Below are 16,471 nucleotides of genomic sequence, written 5' to 3'. Positions count from 1 at the left end.
TCAGCGCATGTCGTTAGGCCCACAACCATAAGCAAAAAACCAGCAGCAGCAATCCAAACATGCTCACCCGTTTGCAGGTTAACCATAGGCGGGGAAATGATATATTTTGCCCCAATGAATAGGGTAAAGGTCATAAAGCCCAATACCCAAATATCTTTAGATGATAAACAGTATGTCATAATAATTGTTAACTTATTTGTTGTGAAGATAATTGTATACGTGATAGTAATCATCACAATTACTTGGATTCCACTGGCGAAACTAGATTCTGATTTAACAATCAGTGATAAGCATCATATTCACTGATACTTACAAGATACAGAATGATAGTAATAATAACAGCCAGAATCGCCAATAACTGCCCCTAAGCCCTAAGTAATATGCCACTAATCCGAAAGGAGTTTAAACGTCTCCATTATCCCGCCAGTATTATTGCGCAATGTGTCTATTGATATCTCCATCTATGCTCTGAATCCTGTTGGCTTGGAGGAAATATGACGAAATGGAGGATTATAGTAGTTCATGCCACGATACATTAGTGGGTGCTGTGTTTAGTGCTTTTGCTCAACACAACAGTCCGCTGTCGTCACCATCAATAAAAGCGGTGCTAATTACAGCACCCTCACCATGCTCAATGTCGGAAACCATAGGAAAAAAGCATCGCAATACGACAAAATAACTACCTGTATATCCGGCATTCCACATTTCATTCATAATTTATTATTTTAATTAAGTACTCAAGAGAAATTAATTGCAAATTTGTCACCATAACCCCCCAGCAACGTATTGAGTTCTTCTTCTATCGTCTCTTGAGTCCAGGTCATAAATCGTCGCCAGTGATATTTGGCCTGCTTCCAGACGATTTCAATCAGATTCAGTTCCGGGCTGTACTCCGGGAGGTAAAGTAAAACCATATTATGCTCACGTAACCACTCCTCTTCGATTTTTGCCTCAATACTATGATGGATACGGGCATTATCCAGCACTAAAAATGTCAGGCGATTGTCTCCCTGCTTTGCTATCTGTGCCAAAAAATCCATCACGTTAACTCGCGTGATATTGCCGGATACCGGTTTCATCGCCCCCAAAAATATGCGCTTTTTCCTTTTTGGCGCGTTCCTGAATGCAAGGGTATTCCTCATTCAGCCACACTTGTACACGAGCCGGGTCTTGCTCCCACGCTTTTTTCAACGGCTTTTGCGGTGTAAATTCCTAGCGTTTCAGATAATCCCCCAGGGTACGAACCAGAATATCGATGCGCCAGAACAGCTTGATCAAAGCTCCAACGGCGCGGGCAAAGGGCAAAGTCCAGATTGGAGTGATCTGGCATGTGGTTTCATAGTCTCAATCACTTTCTGTTGCTGAATGGCATGCAGACGACCCAGTTTATTTTTAGGACCGCGCTTTTTGGCGACAATCGCGAAGTTACCTTCAACTTGATAACATTTGTACAAGCATCCGGCAGTATCGGGCTGAATACTCAGTAGCTGACCGATTTCGCAAAAGGTTTTCTTTTCCAAACGAAGCCAGATAATTTGCTGCCTCAGCAGTTCTTGTTGCTCAATCCTGAGCTTGCGTGCTTCTATTTTCATTTATACAATATATTAGATATAATTTGCCGTCGGGCTAATACCTTTTCATAATATTGAGCCACTAAGGTTAGTGGAGAGCTTGACTCCTGGCGCCGCGGGGAGTCAAGCGGTGTCCTATCATTTTGGAAAGCTACTTAGTTCATTGTTTCCTAAAAAATTGATCAATATTTATCTCAAAGGAACTATTATGGTTTGTTAGGAGATTAATTTTCAAAAAAAGGTCACCATCACTTTCTTTCCTGATTTCTTCAAACTTCATTAACTCCACAGAACTAGCTCTTCATTATCACTTGAATATCCAATAAAAGTAGAAATTGTTAACCTCGGTGTTCCATTTGACGGAGCAACGGCATGCACATTTCTTGGGTTAAATAGAAGTATCTCACCCTTTTTAGGTTTGTATACTATATCCGGTTTTCGTATTTTCTCTCTATCCATTCCATAAGCAAGATCGGGGTTTTTATTTTGAAAATTATGGAATTCTTGGTCAGTAGCTTTCCAGTTCCATAATTCTATTTCTCCCCCTTTTTCTGGAACATCAAGATAGATATTAAAAGCCAATTGTTCTTTTATTGGGAAATGCTTATTGAGCTCTGGGGCGTCTCTTAAAAAAATATCCTGATGAGGTTCGGCCGACGAGCCATCTTTAAAGATTCTAGCTAGACCAGAGAACATTTTGTTTCCCTTAAAAGTCGCCAGCTTTGCACCTTTAACCCAAGAGGTGTCTAATTCAGAGAGCAAATAGCTTATTGGTGATAAATATGGAAAACACGCATCTCTTAATTCAAAATTCCATTTATTTGCATTTTTATAATAAAAATCTCTTTTTTCCATGCTATCTATAGATTCAAAGAAAGCCATTCCTATCCTTCCAATTTTAGGAGCGTTTTCGTAGTAACCAATATTCATTCTATTAAGAATTTGTTTAGATATCTTTGAGGATATTTCATGGTCATAACTTGAGGAAATTGATACTATTTTAGCCTCACCATGTAATAATTCACTGATTACACTATAATTTAATCTATCAACCATAACAATGCCTTTCATTTTATCTCCCTTATAGTTCTACATCACAAAAAAGCAAATAACATTAAAATAAATTAATTATTAATTGTTAATATTTTCATTCTTTATTTTAGAATAGTGTGACATCACACCTATTTTTTCGTATTCATTACATCGATTATATTGACAGAGATCACCCATTTTGATAGTGAGCCCAAGTATACTTTAATTAATACTTCCCGAAATTTTTTTGCTCAACCAACCAATAAATGATGGTTATTATATTGATGAAATAAATAAACCTTGTTATAAAATAAAAATAATTAATTGACAGAGATTTATGTCAATGGTAAAAATAAATTACTACTCATTAATATTCAACGTGTATTAAAAAATGATTGCAACCTTAATATTTGTTCACTTTTTGGCAATTCTTTCTCCTGGCCCTGACTTTTTCTATGTAATGACATCATCATTAAATAATGACAGAAAATTAAAATCTGTATTAGGAGTTACATTTGGAATTATAGTTTGGTCGACACTATCTGCATTAGGCTTATCAATAATAATAACCGCTAATAAAGAAATAATGTACTTCATTACTATAGCAGGGGTTTTCTATCTGCTATATTTGTCATTAAAAATATTCAAAGCTAGAAAAGAAAAAATAATAAAAACCACAAATATTAGCCGTGGATTTTTAGGCGGATTCATAACAAATATAACAAACCCAAAATCAATAATTTATTTTACAAGCATATTATCAATATATTTATCCGGAGAGTACCAAGCAAATACATATACTTTATTATCCATAATATGGATTGAATCATTTATTTGGTTTTATTTTGTCTCTATGGTATTTTCAAATACAAAAGCCGTAGACATTTATAATAAAAAGAAAGAAATAATAGATATTTTAATCTCTATATTGTTAGCAATGATGGCTATAGGTGCTATTGTATTCCAGGTAAGATCAGCTGTATAAAGATAAAATAACTCACTTCAATGGATACATATCACTGAGTGTAATAAAATAATTGACCGAAAAACTTTGGTGAACAAAAGCGACACATATTTGTGCCACTGAGTTTTCATTTTTTATTATTACAGAAAAATAAAAAATAATATAACCCATTGATTTATAGGTGTATTGAAGCGACAAGTGAGCGAATCCCCAGAAACATAGATAACTATGTAGCTAGGGTAAGTGAACGAAAGACAACTTAACTTGAAAAATAGCAGGAATAATTAGCCATTTCCTTGCTGTATTTCAGGTTTTGGGGATTTGGTTTCTCCCTTAATACGGTCATAAACAGCGAATACGGCCATTGATAACAGAGTTGGTATTAACCATGCCATCCCTTGTTCTGCCAGCGGTAAATGTGTTGTCCATTTTGGCAGTAAATATGACATATGTTCTGATGTTTTAATGGCATCCAAAATCCCAAACATCAGGCTGACCAGCATAGCGGGAGCCAGAATACGGGTGAAGTTATTCCACCAATGAATAGTAAAACTCAATAATATCAGTGCAATACAAGGCGGATAAATTGCCGTGAGCACCGGAATTGAAAATGTAATCAGATGGTTTAAACCCAAATTGGAAACCAGCATGGAGAACAACCCCAGGCTTAGAACCAATGTGCGATAAGAGAGCGGCAGATAACGGCTGAAGAACTCAGCACAAGCGCAGGTTAAGCCTATTGCAGTTACCATACAGGCTATGAAGATCAATACCGCAAGGAAAAAGCTTCCATAGTTACCAAAAACACTCTGAACATAAGCATGCAAGATAGTCGCACCATTGTCAGCTTTTGGTACTAATATGCCGCTACCTTCCCCCAATTTGAACAAAGAGAGGTAAACCAGAGCCAGACAAAGCCCTGCAATCAAACCAGCCCACATGGTATAACGGGTCAGTAATGAAGAAGATTTTACCCCTCTGGAACGCGCAGCATTGACAATCACAATACCGAATACCATTGCAGCTAGGGTATCCATTGTTAGGTAACCATTCACAAGACCATTTGAAAACGGAGTTTTCTGATAAGTCTCAATAGCAGGGATAGAGTGGCCTGCTGGCCATAACACAGCGGCAACGCCCAGAATTACCAATGCCAGTATTTTGATTGGTGCCAACACATGTCCAACGCTATCCAGTAATTTGCCCGGATAAAGCGAAACCAGAACCACCAGTAAAAAATAGATTATGCTGTAAATGAAAAGCGGAAGTTCTCCAGAACCTACCAACGGAGCGATACCCACTTCAAAAGAAACGGTCGCAGTTCTCGGTGTTGCAAACAGCGGGCCAACAGCCAGATAACAGACAGTCGCCAGTATTAAACCCGCAGTCCTACCGATAGGGGAACTCAGTGCTTCAATCCCGCCGCCTACTTTCGCCAAAGCAATAACGGTAATGACAGGTAGACCTACAGCAGTAAGCAAAAAGCCAGCGGCAGCGACCCAAACATGCTCGCCCGCCTGCAAGCCAACCATAGGTGGAAAAATGATATTTCCCGCACCAACGAACAGAGCAAAAGTCATAAAGCCTAATGCCCAAATATCCTTAGATGATAAACGGTATGTCATAATGATTGTTAACTTATTGTTACTGAAAGAATTGCATTTGCAATAGTAACTATTGCAAATACTTGAATTTTCACTGGCGAAACAGGATCCTGGTTTAACAGTCAGTGATAAGTATCATATTCCCTGATACTCGCAAGACACAGAATGGTAGTGGTAAGAACAGCCAGAATCGCCAACAACTGCCTCCAAGTAAAACTTTTATAGCGCTAAAAGGCAAGCAACAAACCAAAAAGCAGAGTAATATCTCAAACTAATTTTTAAAACTAGTGATTATTATCATCTATCATTGAATACACACTATATGATTTGCACTTTTTTTATTCACTTTGATTAATAAATCATTTTTTGCCCGTGTTATTACCATTAAATTACATTAACCTTTTGATTTTTTAATCAGTTTACCTATATCAGAGACAACAAGCAGCTGAGGTAACAAGAAACTAAATGTGGAACCTTTGCCTACAGTGCTTGAAATATCGAGATGTGTATTGTAATGAAGCAAAGCATGTTTCACGATCGCCAACCCCAACCCACTTCCACCTGTTTGTCGTGAACGAGCACGATTAACCCGATAAAAACGCTCAGTCAGGCGCGGTAAATGCTCTTGGCTGATCCCTTGACCATTATCTTCGACTTTGAACAATGCTCCCTGAGAGGATCTAGACCAACTAACTACAATGCGAGTACCTTCCACTGTGTGGTTAATCGCATTGTAAACAAGGTTCGACATTGCACTTCTCAGTTGATCTTCATTCCCGAAAACCCGTAGTTTTTCATCAATATCAAACGCAATATCATACCGTTTATCTGCCAGTGTCAGCACTTCTTGCTGCAATAAAGCCAACATAGCAGGCACATCAACAATATCATGCATATCCACCTGCGATCCGATTTCAATTCTGGAGAGATGCAATAGTTGTGTAACCAAACCATCCATTCTTCGGATCTGTTCCTGCATTATCCTGATCGCCTTCTGATTTGTTTCTCTACTCAGTTCCTGATCTTGCATCATTTCCAGATAACCTTGCAGTACTGTTAATGGTGTTCTCAACTCATGACTGGCATTGGCAAAAAAATCGCGGCGGAAATTTTCTAATCGCCGCTTTTGTGTAATATCACGGGCGATCATCAATAGTAGCCCTTCCGCATATGGCATTAACTGGAATTCCACCAGATGACTATTATTTAATTCGATGGAAAGAGGATAAGTGAAATCTCCCGCAGTCATATAGCGACTGAAATCAGGATAGCGAAGCAAATTAAAAATAGGCTGCCCATTATCCTCAGGCCAGCGGAATCCTAATAAATGTTGAGCTAAGCGATTACACCAGAAAATATTACCTTCCACTGTCATCATCACCAGCGCATCCGGTAATGATTCCGCCCCACTACGGAACCGTTTTATCAGTAATGCCAACTCCCGACGACGCTTACGGTTACGTTGCTGCAACTGATAAATGCCATAAAATATGGGTTCCCACCCTCCACGACCTGAAGGAGGCAACATACTGCGATCCAGCCAGAGCCAGTCTGATAATTTCAACAAGTTGTAACCATGCCATACCAGCGCCAGCAATAATGCAACCACCAGCAACCACGCCAACTGACCAATAAAGAAAGATAAAATAATCGCAGGCAAACAAAAAACAAACAGACCCAGTACTAACTGCTTCCAGGATAACCGCTCCAGCACGTGACTCTCTCCGGCATGAAATTAAATGCTTATCATAATTATTTGGTTTACTTAGCTTTTTACCTGATTTTGTTTATCTGGTTTTGTTCACTAAGTGATATTCAATAAATCTGCCCACATCAGACCTATCCACATAAAGCCTATCCACACAAAATCTATCCATAAAAAGCCAAGCGATGAAAACCAGACAGATTAATAACGGGTGGAGAAACGATAACCTGTACCACGAACAGTCTGTACCATTTTATCGTGTCCACCGGTTTCAAGCGCCTTACGTAATCGACGGATATGCACATCAACAGTACGATCTTCCACATAAACATTCGCTCCCCATACATAGTTGAGTAACTGTTCACGGCTATAAACACGTTCAGGATGTGTCATGAAAAAGTGGAGCAGTTTGAATTCTGTTGGCCCCATATCCACATCCTGCCCCTGGCTGGAAACTCGATGGGATACGGAATCCAACATTAACCCATCCATATTGATAATATCTTCCGCTGCCATAGGAGATATGCGACGCAATACAGCTTTAACACGAGCAATCAATTCTTTTGGAGAAAATGGCTTAGTGATGTAATCGTCTGCGCCAACATCAAGCCCACGAACCCGATCCTCTTCTTCTCCCCTCGCAGTCACCATAACGACAGGAATCTCTTTGGTATTACTGCTGCGCTTCATTTGTTTAATAACTTGTATTCCTGAGCCACCAGGCAGCATCCAGTCCAATAACACTAAATCAGGGTAAGGCTCCAACAGACACCCGATAGCTGTATCATAATCTTCTGCTTCAACAGGTTCATACCCGTTCTGCTCCAGCACAAAACACACCATTTCACGAATTGGGGTTTCATCTTCAACAACCAAAATACGTCTAACCATGGTTAATCCTGTCAATATTATTGACTTCAGCAAAGCTCACAGTCATTCATTGTGAGTCAATTTTATTACAGTTTTATGAAATCCTGCCGTCTTCATCATAAAACTGTAATCAACATTACAGAGAATTTATGACATTGCTGCCATATTTCATTGTGGTTGCGAAGCTGCTCGAAAACCTGCGAATGAAATCGTAATTACACACGACATCCCTTGAGCACTCATTATAATTAATAACCGAACGGATAAGCGGAAAGCGGAAAGCCGAAACAGCAAAAAAACAAAACAAGAGAAGCAAGGTTAAGAAAAACAGAGTAAAAAAATATGCGAATCATTCATACGTCAGACTGGCATCTTGGGCAATATTTCTTTACCAAAAATCGTGCCGCAGAGCATCAACACTTCTTACAGTGGCTTATTGAGCAAATAAATGAATATCAGGTTGATGCCCTGATTATTGCCGGAGATGTTTTTGATACGGGCTCTCCTCCCAGTTACGCCCGTGAGTTATACAACAGGTTTGTCGTGGACTTACAATCCACTGGCTGTCAGCTCGTTATTCTTGGTGGAAATCATGATTCCGTCGCCACACTCAATGAATCAAAGACCTTATTTTCTTACCTGAATACTACCGTCATTGCTTGTGCAGGAACTGATATCCAGCAACAAATTAAGTTACTGAATAACAAAAATGGTCAACCTGGTGCCATTCTCTGTGCCATTCCTTATCTGCGCCCACGGGATATCATGATAAGTCAAGCGGGGCAATCAGCCACCCAGAAACAACAGGCACTACAAGATGCTATTACGGAACACTATCATCAGCTCTATCAGCAGGCTTGCCTATTACGGGAACAACTTGGTCACCCTCTGCCGATTATCGCAACCGGGCATCTGACCACTGTAGGGGCCTCTACCTCCGATTCTGTCCGGGATATTTATATTGGCACACTGGATGCCTTCCCCGCTCAAGCGTTTCCTCCTGCTGACTATATTGCTCTGGGGCATATTCATCGTCCACAACTTATCAATCAGGCTGAACATATTCGTTACAGTGGCTCACCCATCCCCTTAAGTTTCGATGAAGTCGGGCAAGAAAAAAGTGTCTGTTTGGTTGAATTTAAGGAGGACAAGTTTAATGGTGTCACCCTGTTACCCATTCCTGCTTATCAGCCCATACAATTAATCCGGGGGAATTTGCAGCAAATCGAGGAACAATTACAAACTTTCAGTGACTATCAGGGAGAGCGTCCTATTTGGCTGGATATTGAAGTTGCAACTCAAGATTACCTGCATGACATTCAGAAACGCATTCAGTCTATGGTTGTCGATCTGCCAGTCGAAATTATCTTTTTACGGCGCAGTAAAACCACACGACAAATCTTATTGTCGGAAAAAAACAAAGAGACACTTACCGAATTGAGTGTATACGAAGTTTTCGAAAGACGACTGGCATTAGCCGAAATTGACGATCAAACGCAGAAACAACGCCTGACTACCCTTTTCAGGCAAACACTGGACGATATTGCTCAACAACATACCTAATAACAACAATTCAGAAACTATAGTTCAAAAACAATGGCTCAGAAAAAAGAGTAGGATGCAATAGCATGAAAATTCTTAGCTTACGGCTAAAAAATATTAATTCTCTACAAGGTGAATGGAAAATCGATTTCACAGCAGAGCCTTTTGCCAGTAACGGATTATTTGCTATTACCGGCCCGACAGGTGCAGGAAAAACGACCTTGTTGGATGCTATCTGCCTCGCCTTATATCACGAAACCCCACGGCTCAACACCATTTCAGCCAATCAGAATGAATTAATGACCCGCCATACAGCCGAATGCTTGTCAGAAGTTGAGTTCGAAGTTAAAGGGGTTGCTTATCGTGCCTTCTGGAGCCAGCGTCGTGCCCGCAATCAAGCTGACGGCAAACTCCAACCCCCTAGAGGAGAATTAGCAGATAAAAAAACAGGCAAGATTTTAGCTGACAAGATACCGGATAAAAAAGAGAAAATTGCTGAAATAACTGGTCTTGATTTCAAACGTTTTACTAAATCTATCCTCCTGTCACAAGGTGATTTTGCCGCATTCCTAAATGCAGATGATAAAGATCGTGCCGATTTACTGGAAGAACTAACCGGTACAGAAATTTACGGAATCCTGTCGCAGGAAATTTATCAACGCCACAAAGAAGCCCAATTGGAATTAAATATCCAACAAGCAAAGGCTTCTTCAATTGAATTATTAACTCCGGCACAAATCGAAGAATACCAAAATCAGCAACAACAGCTTATCGCAGCAGAAACTCAGCTCAACCAACAACTTAAAGACTTGCAGACAACCGAACATTGGCTCATACGACAAAATGAATTAGAGCAAGCATTAACTAATAACAAATTACTTTTTCAACAGGCGGAGCAGGCCATTCAAGATGCCTACCCCCAGTTACAACAACTGGCTGCCAGTGAACCTGCCGAAAAACTTCGCCCATTGTGGGATGCTCAAAATCGGGCTCTTAATGAAAAGCAACGACTTGATGAGCAACACAGAAAAATAGCACAGGAGATTGAACAACAATGTTCTTTATTACAACCAGCCCAACAAAAGCAAGTTGAGCTGGAAAATGCCCAAAAAGAGCATATACAGCATCATATGCGGCAGGAAAAACTGATTGTTGAACACATCGTGCCACTCGATCATGAGATTGAAATTCAATCGAAAGATTTGCTCACTCAAGAGAAAGAAGTTACTGCATATAATCGTGAACTGACAGAAATATTGTCTCAATATCAAGTGGCGAAAACTCAGTACACCACACTGAATAAAGAACAAAAAACGCTGGAATCATACTACGAAGAACACTCTTATTTCCGTAAGCTGGAGAGTAAACTGCCTGAATGGAAACAGCTCTTTTCTCGCCAGAAAGAAAAACAAATCCAGATAACCAGACTCAGGCAAAAAAACCAGCAAATTACCACTGATCTAACCTGTACCAATGAGCATCTGAATGCCTTAAATACGACGCTGGTACAACAAGCTGCACAAAACCAGCCCTTACAGGATGAACTGATCCTTACCGAAAAAAAACTGAGTAGCTTACAAGCCATTCACCCATTGGAACAGTTACAAAAACAGTTATCAGATTACCAGTCACAACTCAGTTCACAAAACCAACTGGAGATTTTGCAGTCCCAGATCCAGCAATTACAGGCAACGATTTCAGATAATGAGACACAACTTGCACAAACTCAGACATTACTGGAACCTTTACCCACTCAGATAACCGCTCTTGAACTGCAATTAACAGAAACACAGCAACATCATCAGGATTTAGCTGAACGTATTCGTCTGGAACAGCGGATCATCAGCCTGGAACAAGAACGCAACCAATTGAAGGAAGGTGAAGCTTGCCCGCTTTGTGGGGCAACGCATCACCCTTTGATCACCGAATACCAAAATATCGCCCTGCCAAAATCAGAAGAGCGCTTAAAAGTCCTGAGCCAGAAAATAGAACAACTACAAGGAGAACGCTCTGCTTTACAGCAAAAACAGCAGCTTCAACAAGAGCGAAGTGAGCAATTACAGCAATCCATTACACACCTCACATCTCAACTGGCAGAGATGATTAAACAATGGCAACACCATTACCAACAGCTACAATCCTCTGAATTTACAGTAGATGAATTATCAGCAGAAACAGGGGATATAGGTCATTTTATTGATCAACGGAAAGCGGCTTACCTACAACACCAGAAACAGTACGAAGCACTATTACAAGCTGAAAAACAGTATCAGGCTGCGGAAAAATCACTCTCGAATCATCGTGAACAGTACAAATCGTATGAACAAGAAATCGCCCTGAAAAGGGTCAAACAAGATACTTATCAGAAACAATTAACTGAAAATACAGCGGAGCTGCGCCAGACAGAAGCAGAATGCACAGCAACAACAGAACAACTAACTTTTGAATTACATGATACCCCATTTGTACTACCGGAACCGCCGGAGGTTGAGAACTGGCTACAGCTACGTAATAACGAACTAAAAAACTATCACGCTTTGCGAGAAAAGTGGCAACAATTACAACGGGAACAGGCAGCCCTGCAAAGTAAACTTGATGAACTGAAAAAGCAAAAAGATAAGCTGACCGATAAACTACAAACACTAAGTGAACAGCAACAACGGCAAAAACGGTTATTACAACAAACTCAACAAGAGCGTTATCAATTATTTGGCGAACAATCCATCAGTGCCATCCGTCAGGAATTACAGCAAAAGACAAATGAATTGGATAGCACCTATAAACAAGCAACGACAGCTTTGCAGCAGTTACAGGACAAAATGAATCAATTAACGGGTGCAGCCAGTGAAATTGAACGAAGCTGTCACACTGCCGAAACCGAATGTAAATTAACATCCAACACTTTCCAGCAAAGGTTGCAACAACAAGGTTTTTCTAATCAAGCTGCTTTTGAGCAAGCTTTGCTGATGCCTGAACAGCGAGAAGCTCTGCAACAATTACAAGAACAACTTACCAAACAGAGCCTGCAAGCTAAAACACGATATCATGAATCAGAACTTATATTACAACGGCATAGAGAAAAATCACCGTTACTGCTGGAACAATACGAACCGTCACAAGTAACCGAACTCTTGACTAAGATCGCCGACGAACTAAAACAAAATAACCAATTACAAGGTGCAGTAAAAAACCGGCTCAACAACGATGCCAATCGTCGGCATCAGCAGCAAGAACTACTGACACAAATTGCCCTTTCACAACAAAACTACGACGATTGGAACTATCTCAATAACTTACTCGGCTCTGCTGATGGTGCTAAGTTCCGGCGTTTTGCTCAAGGGCTAACATTGGATCATTTAGTCTATCTGGCAAATATTCGGCTAGAAAAATTACACGGCCGCTACTATCTACAGCGCAAACGACAAAACAAAGATGATGGTGGATTAGAATTACAGATTGTCGATACCTGGCAAGCCGATGCAATTCGAGATACCAAAACCCTCTCAGGGGGTGAAAGTTTCCTCGTTAGTCTGGCACTGGCATTGGCTCTGTCTGATCTGGTCAGCAACAAAACTCAGATAGAATCCCTGTTCCTTGATGAAGGCTTTGGTACTCTGGATTCAGAAACCCTTGATATCGCTCTGGATGCCCTCGATCACCTGAATGCAACAGGAAAAACCATCGGTGTTATCAGCCATGTTGAAGCGATGAAAGAGCGTATCCCTGTGCAAATCAAAGTAGAAAAAATGAATGGATTAGGAGTCAGTAAGTTATCGCCGGAATTCAGTGTTCATTGTCATAACAGAAATTGATATAACAAGACCATAAGGGAATTTGCCTGTCGTAAAATCCGTCTTTGGACGGATTTTACGGTGCAATGACAATATTGATAATAGTTCTAGATATTAGTTATACACCCATCATCAGAACCGCCAGACAAAACCAGCATTAACACTATTGTCCTGATGAGCAGAAGATAACAATCCACTATAACCAAGCGTAAATGACACATTCTTGCCTGCTGTCATTTCAGCATTTGCCTTCAAGACAAGGCCATCACGCGAAACCGGAACACTGTGGGCAACGAAAATTTTGTTACTTCCACGAAACGCTGAACTCACCGCGCGTTCACGTTCACCATACTGGTGTTGCCAACCTAACTCACCACGCAGGGCAATAATAGCTCCCCACTTGGTCTGCCAATCATGGTTAGCACGTAATCCAAGTGTGGAAAGCGTTGTTTCTGTATGCTGTTTATCAGCCTGAAGCGCTACGGGGCCACCACTTTCGTTAATATCATTATTACGGAAACCAACATAAGAAAGATTCATAAACGGTTCCAGATTTACCGGAGCTATAGGCAGATTGTACGCAGCTTCAACAAATAACTGTGCCGTCCGGCCACCATATTTTGCTTCCCCGCGATCGTACTGATAGCCATAGTTGACAGGACGATTGGTATCAATGCGATGCCAGGTGTATCCACCTCCGGTACGCAGCGCCAGATCACCAAAGCGACGATCACCATAAAGAGCGATGTGATAGTTATTACTGTCGGCACTGGTATGGTAGCCACCGTCAAGAGAGGTACGGGTATAACCAGTGGCGATACCAAAATGACTATAATTATCAATCGAACCGTCAGCTCCGAGTAGTACCCCGTAAGTGGAGGACTGATAGCCAGTAGCATTAAGTGTACCGGAGCCATGGCTCCATGCCCCAAGCAAACGAACCCAGGCCCCCTTATTCTCTCCATGATTACCATCTGCATGATTACTATTTACGTTATTATTCTCCGCATAAATACCGGATGATAACGAATGACCTTCAGCCTGCCTCAATCGGGTATTCAGGGTATCACGCAAGTAACGACTTTCATTAAGCAATGCAGAAGTTATGTCCGCATGGATTTGTCCATCAAGTTGTTTGAAAGCAGGACGAACCTGATCGGCAGAAGTAGATGGCAAAATACTCTCGTAAACCGGATTACCAGCACCGAGGGAATCAACAGCACCAGCCACAGAGCGTTCATTCTGCGTCAGTGCTACATCGGCAAAAGCGGTATTATTACGTGCTATATTGAGCGTCACTTTACTGGATTGATATGACAAGTTAGTGTTCAAGAAGAGATAGTTAGAATCAACTTTATCAAAACGCCCGCTGATATCTTTTTCTGTACTGAGAATATTATACTGCCGACCTGTCAGGTTATACGCTTTATCGTCAGCAAGATTATCGTGAGAAAGGAGGTTATTACTGTTCAGGAGAGCGATTTCTACCTTACCGCCGTTGATTTGTACCTTATCTCCTGCATGGATATTGTCATTGCGTCCATCAGATGTGATTTCAACAGAATAACGGGAGCCAGATTCAAAGGTAACTTCACGAGAAACATTGAGCTTACCAATAGAATAACCCGGACTGACCGTTCCTCCACGCTGAACCGCAAGGGAACCGAGGGTGCCATAACCACTGAATACACCGTTATCTTTTACCAAAACTGAGGAAGCCAGTGAATCGCTGATCCCCAATAATCCCTGTTTAACTACCGTCGGGCCAGAATAAGTATTCTTGCCAGTGAGGAATAACGCACCATTACCCTGTTTGATTAATCCACCGTGGCCACTGATATCATTACTCCAGATATCAACTTCACACTGTCTGCCTTCACAAACACGTTCGGTCGGTTTGCCTTTGTCGAGAACAGCACCAACACCGGGAATATCAGCGATAAACTGTCCATCCCCATAAATAACACCCTCTGGATCAGGAATACGAAAAGTCGTTGGAATATCCTCTGCCGTATAAAACATGCCAGGGCCATTTATCGCTTTACCGAGGTTAATCATTCCCCAACCGTAAATCTCATCAATGCCTGGTTTGCCCATATCAGTAGCAGTAGTACGGAGCACAGAAGAAACCTGAGCACCACTCATATACGGGAAACGCTCCATCAGAATAGCAATACCACCAGCAGCGTGAGGGGCTGCCATTGAAGTGCCACTGAATTTTTCATAATCGGTTTTTAGCGTATCCACACTTGTTCCATTTATCACTGAGCTATATATGTAACTACCTGGTGCACTGACACACAAACTGGCGGTATAACCACAGCGGGATGAAAATCCACTGATACTATAGGGAATGTTATTGCTGCTATTAGCATCTTGCTGCAAACTGGCAACCGTCAACCAGTTTGGTGCAATATCTGGGACAAACCAGGCCAAACCCGCGATAGCATCCGGCTCATTATAGTTGCCGCTGTTACCCGCAGCAAAAATGGTCACAATGCCACTACGCCCGGCATCAATTGCGCCCTGATACGCCCCACCCGGTTTTGTTCCCAATATTGATTTGATTTGATCGAACTGTTTCTGGGCATGTTCCAGATGGAAATGTGGCCCTTTGGGATCCCTCCCTGCATCTTCAAGCTTTCTATCAATACCAATGCCCCAACTGTTATTGATAATACGGGCTCCACTTGCTATCAGTGCATCCCATCCAGCCTGATATACACCACCGTCATTACCTAAAATAATGCCGTCCTCAGGGCCGGGATCGCCATTTTCAGCACTAATGATCTGGGCATTATAGGCCACACCATGCATTTTCCCGCCGTCACGGCTACCGGCAGCAATACCAGCAACATGAGTACCGTGATTTCCTAATTTGCCCCCCCGTTGTCGGCTCGGTGTACCATCGTAAGAGAAGGGATCACCTTTCTTCACCGCAATATAGGGATCGGTATACTCACGTATTCCGAAGGTGTAAAGATTGATAACCTTATCTTTTCCTACAAACTCAGGATGCTTGGCGTAAACAGCCTGATCAAATATTCCTAGTTTGATCCCTTTGCCGGTATAGCCTTTTGCATATGCTTCATCTGCGTGAATCGCACCAAGCCCCCACTCTGCAAGGAATTCACCTGATTGCCAACTGGTAGGATCACCCAACTTACCAGTTTCAATATAATTTTCCGCATATGCTCCGACGCTGCCAGCCGCAAGACAACAAGCAACGGCATAGTAAAGTACACATGGTTTCGTTTTGAATAAATTAGTTTTGAATAGATTAATTTCGGATGGGGTATTCTTAAATAGACCTGTCTTCTTCTTATTCATTTCAATCACTGTCCATTGTTGATTTGCCAAAATATCATTGCCATACCGCAAAAAAACTCTGT

The 16,471-nt window shown here is 41.3% G+C and carries 11 protein-coding genes and 1 pseudogene; 3 read left to right on the top strand and 9 right to left on the bottom strand.

The window, feature by feature from the left end:
* Window positions 1–14 precede the first annotated feature (14 nt).
* From ABLA85_RS09805 to ABLA85_RS09785, 5 genes and pseudogenes are all read right to left on the bottom strand, one after another.
* Window positions 15–179, bottom strand: a pseudogene (locus ABLA85_RS09805) (branched-chain amino acid transport system II carrier protein); the annotation flags it as partial.
* A 558-nt stretch (window positions 180–737) separates the two neighbouring features.
* Complete coding sequence (locus ABLA85_RS09800) at window positions 738–1,079, bottom strand: transposase (RefSeq protein WP_367963577.1); 342 nt, start codon at window positions 1,077–1,079, stop codon at window positions 738–740.
* The gene (locus ABLA85_RS09795; RefSeq protein ID WP_367963575.1) at window positions 1,045–1,191 is read right to left on the bottom strand and encodes a hypothetical protein; all 147 of its coding nucleotides are present in this window, start codon (window positions 1,189–1,191) and stop codon (window positions 1,045–1,047) included. Before ABLA85_RS09795 ends, ABLA85_RS09800 begins: the two co-directional genes overlap by 35 nt.
* A gap of 83 nt (window positions 1,192–1,274) precedes the next feature.
* Window positions 1,275–1,592, bottom strand: coding sequence for a hypothetical protein (locus ABLA85_RS09790; RefSeq protein WP_367963572.1), 318 nt, complete (start codon window positions 1,590–1,592; stop codon window positions 1,275–1,277).
* A gap of 258 nt (window positions 1,593–1,850) precedes the next feature.
* Window positions 1,851–2,642, bottom strand: a complete 792-nt coding sequence (locus ABLA85_RS09785) for a 2OG-Fe(II) oxygenase (RefSeq protein ID WP_367963570.1) — start codon at window positions 2,640–2,642, stop codon at window positions 1,851–1,853.
* A gap of 352 nt (window positions 2,643–2,994) precedes the next feature.
* Between ABLA85_RS09785 and ABLA85_RS09780 the strand changes: the two genes are divergently transcribed.
* Complete coding sequence (locus ABLA85_RS09780; RefSeq protein ID WP_367963567.1) at window positions 2,995–3,588, top strand: LysE family transporter; 594 nt, start codon at window positions 2,995–2,997, stop codon at window positions 3,586–3,588.
* Window positions 3,589–3,851: 263 nt separating this feature from the next.
* Here ABLA85_RS09780 and brnQ read toward each other — a convergent pair whose 3' ends face one another.
* The 3 genes from brnQ to phoB all read right to left on the bottom strand — a co-directional run bounded on the left by brnQ (window position 3,852) and on the right by phoB (window position 7,767).
* Window positions 3,852–5,192 carry a branched-chain amino acid transport system II carrier protein gene (gene brnQ, locus ABLA85_RS09775; protein WP_367963565.1) on the bottom strand — a complete coding sequence of 447 codons (1,341 nt, stop codon included), beginning with the start codon at window positions 5,190–5,192 and terminating at the stop codon, window positions 3,852–3,854.
* A gap of 373 nt (window positions 5,193–5,565) precedes the next feature.
* The gene (phoR, locus tag ABLA85_RS09770) at window positions 5,566–6,885 is read right to left on the bottom strand and encodes a phosphate regulon sensor histidine kinase PhoR (protein WP_367963563.1); all 1,320 of its coding nucleotides are present in this window, start codon (window positions 6,883–6,885) and stop codon (window positions 5,566–5,568) included.
* Window positions 6,886–7,077: 192 nt separating this feature from the next.
* Window positions 7,078–7,767 carry a phosphate regulon transcriptional regulator PhoB gene (gene phoB, locus ABLA85_RS09765; RefSeq protein WP_367963561.1) on the bottom strand — a complete coding sequence of 230 codons (690 nt, stop codon included), beginning with the start codon at window positions 7,765–7,767 and terminating at the stop codon, window positions 7,078–7,080.
* Window positions 7,768–8,088: 321 nt separating this feature from the next.
* On the opposite strand from phoB, the gene sbcD reads away from it, so the two are divergent.
* Together sbcD and ABLA85_RS09755 are read left to right on the top strand one after the other, a co-directional pair.
* Complete coding sequence (gene sbcD, locus ABLA85_RS09760) at window positions 8,089–9,309, top strand: exonuclease subunit SbcD (RefSeq protein ID WP_367963559.1); 1,221 nt, start codon at window positions 8,089–8,091, stop codon at window positions 9,307–9,309.
* A gap of 65 nt (window positions 9,310–9,374) precedes the next feature.
* On the top strand, window positions 9,375–13,100 hold the full coding sequence (locus ABLA85_RS09755; protein ID WP_367963557.1) for an AAA family ATPase: 3,726 nt from the start codon (window positions 9,375–9,377) through the stop codon (window positions 13,098–13,100).
* A gap of 111 nt (window positions 13,101–13,211) precedes the next feature.
* Here ABLA85_RS09755 and ABLA85_RS09750 read toward each other — a convergent pair whose 3' ends face one another.
* Entirely contained in the window at window positions 13,212–16,409 is a 3,198-nt protein-coding gene (locus ABLA85_RS09750; protein WP_367963622.1) for an autotransporter domain-containing protein, read from the bottom strand.
* Window positions 16,410–16,471 lie beyond the last annotated feature (62 nt).

Origin of the sequence: Xenorhabdus sp. SGI246, assembly GCF_040838225.1 — a bacterium.
Taxonomy (GTDB): Bacteria; Pseudomonadota; Gammaproteobacteria; order Enterobacterales; family Enterobacteriaceae; genus Xenorhabdus; species Xenorhabdus indica.
This window is presented reverse-complemented; position numbering and strand designations above follow the sequence as displayed.